The organism is Peribacillus sp. P4_C12, assembly GCF_056402095.1.
Genome location: NZ_JBFUIB010000122.1, coordinates 1 through 9149, shown reverse-complemented (window position 1 = coordinate 9149; position 9149 = coordinate 1). Strand labels below are relative to the sequence as shown.

Annotated in this window: 6 protein-coding genes and 2 rRNA genes; 7 read left to right on the top strand and 1 reads right to left on the bottom strand. The window is 34.9% G+C overall.

The features are described 5' to 3' along the window. The first annotated feature begins 93 nt into the window (after positions 1 to 93). The 6 genes from rrf (at position 94) to AC1DUW_RS15350 (ending at position 7065) form a co-directional block, all read left to right on the top strand. Positions 94 to 209 (top strand): 5S ribosomal RNA (gene rrf, locus AC1DUW_RS15375). A gap of 1013 nt (positions 210 to 1222) precedes the next feature. Then, on the top strand, positions 1223 to 2428 hold the full coding sequence (locus tag AC1DUW_RS15370; RefSeq protein WP_477642892.1) for an MFS transporter: 1206 nt from the start codon (positions 1223 to 1225) through the stop codon (positions 2426 to 2428). A 97-nt stretch (positions 2429 to 2525) separates the two neighbouring features. Then, on the top strand, positions 2526 to 3287 hold the full coding sequence (gene aroD / locus AC1DUW_RS15365) for a type I 3-dehydroquinate dehydratase (RefSeq protein WP_477642891.1): 762 nt from the start codon (positions 2526 to 2528) through the stop codon (positions 3285 to 3287). Between the two features lie 69 nt (positions 3288 to 3356). Next, entirely contained in the window at positions 3357 to 4241 is an 885-nt protein-coding gene (locus AC1DUW_RS15360; protein ID WP_053349102.1) for a shikimate dehydrogenase, read from the top strand. Positions 4242 to 4598: 357 nt separating this feature from the next. After that, positions 4599 to 5801 (top strand): MFS transporter, encoded by a 1203-nt coding sequence (locus tag AC1DUW_RS15355; protein WP_053349101.1) that lies wholly within the window; start codon positions 4599 to 4601, stop codon positions 5799 to 5801. A 250-nt stretch (positions 5802 to 6051) separates the two neighbouring features. Continuing rightward, positions 6052 to 7065: a LacI family DNA-binding transcriptional regulator gene (locus AC1DUW_RS15350; RefSeq protein ID WP_053349100.1), complete on the top strand. Its 1014-nt coding sequence runs from the start codon at positions 6052 to 6054 to the stop codon at positions 7063 to 7065. A 120-nt stretch (positions 7066 to 7185) separates the two neighbouring features. On the opposite strand, the gene AC1DUW_RS15345 is transcribed toward AC1DUW_RS15350, so the two are convergent. Then, positions 7186 to 7743 carry a shikimate kinase gene (locus AC1DUW_RS15345; RefSeq protein WP_477642890.1) on the bottom strand — a complete coding sequence of 186 codons (558 nt, stop codon included), beginning with the start codon at positions 7741 to 7743 and terminating at the stop codon, positions 7186 to 7188. Between the two features lie 1309 nt (positions 7744 to 9052). Here AC1DUW_RS15345 and AC1DUW_RS15340 point away from each other — a divergent pair. Further along, positions 9053 to 9149 (top strand): 16S ribosomal RNA (locus AC1DUW_RS15340); the annotation flags it as partial.

Here is a 9149-nt window from a genome sequence, read left to right as displayed (position 1 = left end):
GACTGATACTAATAGATCGAGGACTTAACCACGCTTTAAAAAATGAAATACCTTCTTATTATCTAGTTTTGAAGGAACAACGTTCCTTTATTGTTTGGTGGCGATAGCGAAGAGGTCACACCCGTTCCCATTCCGAACACGGCAGTTAAGCTCTTCAGCGCCGATGGTAGTTGGGGGTTTCCCCCTGTGAGAGTAGGACGCCGCCAAGCCAATTTGAAAAGATCAGCCATCCTTGGCTGGTCTTTTTTTGTGTTTATATAATGGGAAAGAGTATTGAATAAAAATCTTTAAGAAATTTAATGGGTTAAGTAATCGATAGTTGGTAATAGTCCCGATTTTTTCATGGATTATATATATGCTGGGGTTCAGGGTAAATTCTGATTTTATTACAACAAAAAATTTGTGAATTCAATATTAGACCTTAAAGCCAGAAGAGCCTAAAATAGCAGGTGCCAAAATTTCAAAGGTGAAAAGGGTAAATGGTTTTTATCTATCACTGTAGAGTGGAAACACACTGCTCTGTCGCCTCTGTAACTGGGATATTGATAAAAGAAAATATATGAGAAAAACATATTTTAGAGTTAAAATTAGTCACAATACACACTTCATTAAACATACGGAGTCCTGAGCACATAGAAGACAAACCATCCTTAAGGAGGTCTCACTCGGTTAAGAGTGTGTTGAGGAATAATCGTCAATACAACTCTAAAGAAAGGAGTTTTAGAGAGTTTAAAGAAGCATTCTTTAAAGAAACAGAATTTCCTTGAAATAGGCAAAGAGATTTTCAAGGAAATATATGAATAGAGGGGACTGTTTCATAAGTTTGACACAATTTAATTAGCGCAGTATAATAACTTCAGTAGAACGATATACTAAATATAGTTAAGTAAGTAACTCCAGTAAAGGGTATGGATTACAGTTGTGTTTACGTATTTAATTTGGACCTACTGATTTCATTTTGAACAACATTAGACCCAATTAATCCAGCGGGGGAGTTCAAGTATTTAGTAGAACGATATACTAACTTTGATTTGAATAATAGTAGAACGATATACTAACTATTAAAAAAATTTAGTAGAACGATATACTATATATGTTAAAGCTTATATTTATCGTTCGTTTTCTTAAATATACTGGCGCAAGGGGGAAGCTTTAAGAAAGAGCTTAATAACTAAGTTGCATTTCTGACAACTTTTGAATAACTAACATAGGGGTGTGTTTTATGAAAAATTCATATATAAAAATGGCAATAGGTTTATATATTAGTTACTTTATTTTAGGTATGATCAACATCATCATCGGGTCAAATATGGAAAATTTGTCTAACCAGTTAAATACGAGTGCATCAGGAATTAGCTACCTGGTTTCAGCAATAGGTATTGGTAAGTTAGTTTCTCTGTTTTTTGCTGGAAGACTGTCGGATAAATTAGGAAGGAAGCCTTTTGTTGTATCGGCGTCTTTCATCTACCTGATTTTCTTAGTGGGAATACCATTGGCTCCTAACTACACATTAGCATTTATTTTTGCAATATGTGCTGGTATCGCTAACTCATTTTTAGACGCAGGGACGTATCCTGCACTTATTGAAGCTTTCCAAAAGAAAGCAGGCTCTGCAACTGTATTAATTAAAGCTTTTGTTTCAATTGGTGCAACAATTCTTCCATTCATTATGGCGTTTTTTATTGCTAGAGATCTATTTTACGGATATACATTCTTCTTGATGGCAGCTGTTTACCTTGTTAATGGATTTTTCTTACTTAGGGTATCATTCCCGAATCATAAAACTCCAAGTGATATCCAAAGTGAGGATAAAGTTGAAACAGCTGAACCACAATTTTTATCAAAACCAAAGTTTGGCCAAGAAGGATTGGCCGTTATTCTTCTAGGTTTTACATCAACTGCTCTATTCATGCTTGTACAAGTTTGGCTCCCTAAATTTGGACAAGAAGTATTAGATCTAACACAGGCTAAATCTGTTCAATTGCTTAGTTACTATAGCATTGGGTCCCTTGTTTCAGTCATTTTACTAGCAGTTTTATTAAATAAAGTAATAAAACCTATTACAGTTATGATTATTTATCCGGTAATTGCCGCAATTTCTTTATTGTCTCTTATTTATATTCAGCAACCATTCATGACTGTTTTGAGTGCTTTCTTTATTGGGTTATCAACTGCAGGTGTGTTCCAATTGGCCATGACAATTATTACCGAATTCTTCCCAGCCAATAAAGGAACCATTACATCTTATGTAAACATTGCAGCTAGTTCAGCTTTTATTATCATACCATTCATTACAGGTATGATTTCTAAGAGTGCAGGTCTAACTGCTGTATTCTTGTTTGATGTTGGAATTGCAATCGTTAGTATTTTATTGGCTGTTTTTGTTGCCTATCGTTATAAAAAGGTGATTAAAGTTCCATCTGTTTAAAAAAGTCATAAGTCAGGTCATAATCTTTTACAGGTTTTACTAACAAACATCAGTGAGGTTCGAAAGCCCTCACTGATGATAAAAAGGGGAAAAATCCATGCATACGATTACCATCAAAAACCTTAAAATCGGAGAAGGCGTTCCAAAGATCATTGTTCCATTAATGGGGACAACTCAAGAAGAGCTACTTCAAGAAGTTGAAACGGTAAAATCTTTGGAGCCAGATATCATTGAGTGGCGTGTAGATGTGTATGAACATGTTGAAAGCTTAAACTCCGTTTCGGAAATGATTTCAAAATTAAGAAAATCCTTACCGAGTACTCTTCTTCTTTTCACTTTTAGAAGTCATAAAGAAGGTGGCAACAAAGAAATTACGGATCAATATTATTTTGAATTACTTCATACAGCGATTCGAACAAAGAATATTGATCTTGTGGATGTAGAATTATTTTATGAAGAGTCAGATGTCAAGGCAACTGTAAAGGTTGCTGAGGAAAATGGTGTATACGTAATTATGTGTAACCACGATTTCCATAAGACACCAGCAAAAGAAGAAATTATTTACCGACTGCGTAAAATGCAGGAGTATGGAGCTCATATTCCAAAAATTGCTGTCATGCCTCAAAGTGTAGACGATCTACTTGTTTTATTAGATGCAACTCACACGATGAAAACTAAATATGCGGATCGTCCGTTTATTACCATGTCTATGTCGGGGACAGGCCTGGTTAGCCGGTTAACCGGTGCGGTATTTGGTTCAGCTTGTACATTTGGTGCTGGAAAAGAAGCATCGGCACCTGGACAAATTCCTGTATCTCAATTAAGAAGTGTTTTAGAAACTATTGATCAAAATATTTAATTCATTGGATTTCTTCCTAGAAGGAATTTATATAAAATTTTATGAATCATACATCAGGGGGATTGAATCATGGGAAATTTAGCACGTATTAATGGAAAAACAGAATTAGTAGGACTTTTAGCAACACCTATCGGACACTCTTTATCACCAGCTATGCACAATTTAGCATTTGATAAATTAGGATTAAACTGTGCTTATTTAGCATTTGAAGTTGGAAATGAATCATTGGAGGATGCTGTAAAAGGAATGCGAGCATTAAATGTAAAAGGTTTTAATGTATCAATGCCAAATAAAATGAAAATCCTTCCACACTTAGATGAATTGGCAGACAGTGCTAAATTTTCAGGAGCGGTTAATACAGTTGTCAATGTTGATGGGAAATTCGTCGGTCACAGTACGGATGGAATGGGATATACTCGCAACCTTAAAGAACATGGTATAGATATCAAAGGCAAAAAAATGACTCTTATCGGTTCTGGTGGCGCTGCTACACCTATTGCTATTCAATCAGCACTAGAAGGACTTGCTGAAATTAGCATTTTTGCGCGTGATGATGCTTTCTTCCCACAAGCAGAAGAAAACGTACGAATCATTAATGAAGATATGAAGCACTTAAATGTGAAAGCAAATGTGTATCCACTTGAGAACCTTGAACAATTAAGAGCTGAAATCGAAACTAGTGATATTTTGGCAAATGGAACAGGCGTTGGTATGAAACCACTTGAAGGCTTAAGTGTCATTCAAGACGAATCAATGCTACGCTCTGATTTAATTGTTACAGACGTTGTGTACATTCCACGTAAATCAAAACTTATGGAACAAGCCGAAGCTGCCGGGGCTACAGCGATTAATGGTCTTGGAATGATGCTTTGGCAAGGTGCTTTAGCATTTGAATTGTGGACAGGTCAACAAATGCCTGTTGATTATATTAAAGAGCAAATTTTTGCAGATTAATAAGCTTCCACTGTGGAGGTTGCTCTCCAGCTTATAGTAATAGAGGTTTGTGCGACCCCTGCTGAACTCAATTGTTTTTTAGTGTTTGGTGTTAAGGAACTTACAGCATATGAATGCAATAGACCTCGGAGCTAAGAAAAACAGGGAGTGTACTTCCTGTTTTTCTTAGCTCTTTTTTTGAAAAATTGTTTTTAATTTTATAGGATATCATAATGGGGATTGAAAACTGTATTTTTATAAAAAAATACAGTGATTAAAAGATCAGATTAAGTTTTTTTAGAGATTTCATTTTTTCAAACTTTCGTGTTCTTTAATGGGAGAAAAATTACATCGTGATTTACTATGGGGGGGTAATTAATGAAAAATCAGTATTTTAAAGCGGCATCAGGGATGTATATTAACTATTTTCTATTAGGGATGGTCAATATAATTCTCGCTTCGAACATGGTCGCTTTAACAGAACAGTGGGATACAGATTCAACTGGCATCAGTTATCTAATTGCTGCAATAGGTATTGGAAGATTGCTTACGTATGGTATAACAGGAATATTGTCAGATAGATTTGGAAGGAAACCGTTAATCATTGTCTCAACTATTGTCATGTTATTCTTTTTAGTGGGGATTCCATTTTCTCCAACTTATGAGATAGCCTTTGTGTTTGCGTTACTTGCGGGTGTTTCTAACTCTGCCATGGATGCGGGGACATATCCAGCGCTTACAGAAATGTTTCCGAAATCTGCTAGTTCTGCAAGCGTAATGGTTAAGGCTTTTGTTTCACTTGGCGCAACGGTTTTACCATTTATCATCTTGTTTCTTTCTGATAACAATTTGTTTTATGGGTATGCTTTTTTATTACCGGCGGTTATCTATTTTTTAAACATGATATTTTTGTTTTTTACTTCATTTCAAAAAGTCCAAGACGGTCATAATAGTAAAGAAGACGAATTGCAATTGAGTAAGTTTATAAGTGAACCTGAATTGTGGAAAGAGGGGCTAGCGCTTATTATTATTGGTTTTACATCTACTGCCTTGTTTACAGTCTCGCAAATCTGGTTACCGAGTTTTGGGCAAGAAGTCGCGGGGATGTCTGCTTCCAATTCGATTAAATTGTTAAGCTATTATAGCGTTGGATCCCTTATTTCTGTTCTGCTTTTATCCGTCTTGTTGAAAAAATTGCTGAAACCTGTGACGGTCATTTTACTTTATCCAATGATTACTTTAATAGCTGTCATTGTTATTCTTACCGTTCATACACCACTTGTACTAAGTGTAACCTCTTTTTTCCTTGGAGCTTCTACAGCTGGAATTTTTCAATTAACCATTGCAATAATGGCTGAGCTTTTCTGGAAGAAAAAAGGAACAGTAACGGGAATCGTTTCAACTGCCTCTAGTTTAGCGAGTGTTGTCTTACCCATCGCAACAGGGTTAATCGCTAAAAGTGGAGATATATCGCATATATTCCTATTTGATTGTTTTATCGCAACTTTAGGGATTCTAGCTGCAGTTTTTGTGAATTATCGGTATAAAAAATTAACTAAACATCCGATAATACTTAAATAAGGATAAGAGACTGATTACTCAAAACTCCATCTTCAAGAATTAGGATGGTGTTTTTTTTTGCAATAGTAATGAATAGGGGAAACTTCTGTGTATATAGCATTAAAATTACTAATAAGCGGTGACTGAACTATGTACAATAAAGCAATTTATATTATGGGTATAATAATAACTACAACTATATTATTATTATAGTAAGAATTGATGATTATAATCAATACATCAAAAATACACTCAAGATGGTGATTGAACGATGAAACAACCCAAAAAAGGTCGAGTCACATTGCAACAGGTAGCGAAGCATGCTGGCGTATCTACGTCCACTGCTTCCCTTATCGTTCGTAATAACCCTCGAATTTCGGAAGCAACACGAAAAAAGGTTTTAAAGTCCATGCGTGAATTGGGTTACGTTTACGATAGAATTGCAGCAAATCTAAGGTCGCAGAGTTCCGATACTGTAGGAATAATTATTACTGATATTTCAAACACTTTTTTTTCTGAATTCCTGATAGGTGTACATGATGCATTAGAAGAGGTCGGATATACGGTCTTGTTGGGAACTACATTTGATTCAGTTACGAAGCAAGACCAACTCCTTTCAACTATGTTGGAACATAGAGTAGGCGGCTTAATTCTTTGTCCCGTCTCTGAAAGTACACAAGAAACGATTAATCGATTAAATGAGATTGATACGCCATTTGTTCTTGCTGTTAGAGAATTACCTGAAGTAAATAGCGATTATGTAGGTATTAACTATCCAGAAGGAGCCCGAATAGCTGTTAATCATTTGATTGAAAAGGGACATAAAAGGATTGCATTTCTTGGAGGGATTAGGGAATCTTCTACTTGGATTGAGAGAATGGAGGGGTATCGCGAAGCCCTTTCCAAATCGGGCTTGGAAGTTGACGAATCGTTAATGATAGATAGTGCTCCGACACGAGAGGGAGGGTTAGAGGCTGTATTTAAAGTCCTTAATAATCCTGATCCCCCTACAGCAATTTTTTGCTTTAGCGACCTAATTGCTTTCGGCGTTATGCAAGGGTTAAGGATGAAAGGATTGATTCCTGGTCAAGATATAGACATCGTAGGATTCGATAATGTTCCAGTTGCAGAAATCTATCATCCGCCGTTAACGACTGTTTCTTCATTTCCTCAACGTATGGGAAAAGAAGCTGCGAATCTTTTGCACCAAAAAATGGTGAATATTGATCATGAACAACAGCGTATTATATTAAACCCCGAACTGATTATTAGAGAATCCTCCTAAAAAGAAAAAAAGGTGATTAGTCTACAGGAAGAGGGAGTATCTCTTATCGCTGTATTCTTTTCATCTTTTCTATTATTCTTTTCTTAGGTTTTATAGGGCTTGGGCAATCAACTCGTGGAATTACTTAAGTGGTTCGTAAATATCCCAAGCCACTTTCAATGATTCAACAATATAATCTGCTACTTCTTCAACATCAAGATCATTCGTATTCACTTTTGAGTGGTGATAGGAGTAAATTTCCTGTCTAGTATTAAAAAGTTCTTCTATTTCTTCAAGGCTTCGACTTTGTAACACTGGTCTACTATCAATAAGCAAGCCTATTCTCTCTTTCCAATAATCCCAAGATAAGTCAAGGTAGAACACAATACAATTAGAAAGACAAATTTTCCGTATATCCTCTTGTAAAAAAGCCCCTCCACCAACGGAAATAATTTTCAATTGCTGGTGGCTAAAGTAATCAATCATACTTTTTTCTTTTTCGCGGAAAGTCTTTTCCCCAAACTTCTTGAATATTTCTGTGGTGGGCATGTTAAATTCTCTTTCAATTTCTTGATCTATATCAATAAAATCCCTATATAATTTCCTGGCTACTTTTTGTCCGATTGTGGTTTTACCTACCCCCATAAAACCTATAAAAACGATACTTTGCATCCTCAAAGATGTGTTTTTATTAATCATTTATAAATCCCTCTCCCAACTATTTTTATAATGATTAAAAGTCTGTCCTCAATCTTTTAAAATAAATTTATTATAGTACATGACAGTAAATTTGTAAAAAAAATATTTTTCTAATATTTAGATAATAGGTATGTAGGATATCAGCTAATATTTCTTTAATATTTACTCATTTTTCAAGATTCGTTCAATAAGTTGAATATGCATCACTCTGCTTCTTTACTAGAACTGAATCTAACACAAGTAATGATTCTTCAGACATGGATAAATGTGTTTTTTTGCTTCATAAAACGGGTTTCAGACTTTTATCCAGTACGAGCATCAGTATCGATGGTAGATTGGAGCCTATTATAGACAAAGGCTTTACATTTTCCACATTCTCTAAGAAAGAGTAGGTAAAGAGGGGAATTTACTATTTTAATAAAAATAATTTTTAACATTCGTATATAAAGGATAAAGTTACTTTCTTTGGTTTCATTGTCTATCTGTAGATATCTGTTGATAAAAATGTTTTGACTCTTTCACCTCTTTGGGTGAATCCTTTAATATGTCCAATGCGTCTGTATTAACCTTAACAGGTTTGCTAGGTTCTTACGTGTGCTTGAACATTGAGGTATTGTAATAGAAGCTATTCAATAACTATTTGTGAGTTAATTATGGATTTTGATTGAATATAGATGACCACGACTTTATCTTTCTTCCAAGTGCATCTTTCATTTATCAATCCCTGATAATTAGTTAGTCATTGCTCTCCGGAAGGATTTGTTTTTAGAAATTCACTTTACTGACTAATAGTTAGAGAGAGGACATTTAGATTTTTTAAGAATAGAATCATGAAAGGTTTAAATGTCTTTAGAGGAAAGCCATTGTTTGAATTATTACTAGAACAAGCATTTATACTAAGTTAACACCTTTATATAATCTAATAAATGAATTAAAAAAGAAAAAAAGATTCATAGCTAAAAATCAGTTGACTTTAAGGTAGGAAAGGATTAATATAAATAAGCACCAAGTACGACAAACAAAAAAATCATCCGCTTTTGGTAGATTACTAAAAGAAATAATAACTATTGACTTCTTATTATGGAAATGTTAAGATGAAATGGTCGCTGAAAAACACAGCGATTTAAAATAAGTTAAAAACTTCGCAGAAGTTGACAACTAATCAATAGCGTGTTATGATGATTAAACAAGTTGTTCGAAAGAACGACGATAAAATTGCTCTTTGAAAACTGAACAAAACAAAGCGCCAACGTTAATTTTTAAAAGTGAGCACACACTATCAAAAAGCAAAATGAGCAAGTCAAACATTTCTTCGGAGAGTTTGATCCTGGCTCAGGACGAACGCTGGCGGCGTGCCTAATACATGCAAGTCGAGCGAATCGATGGGAGCTTGCTCCCTGAGATTA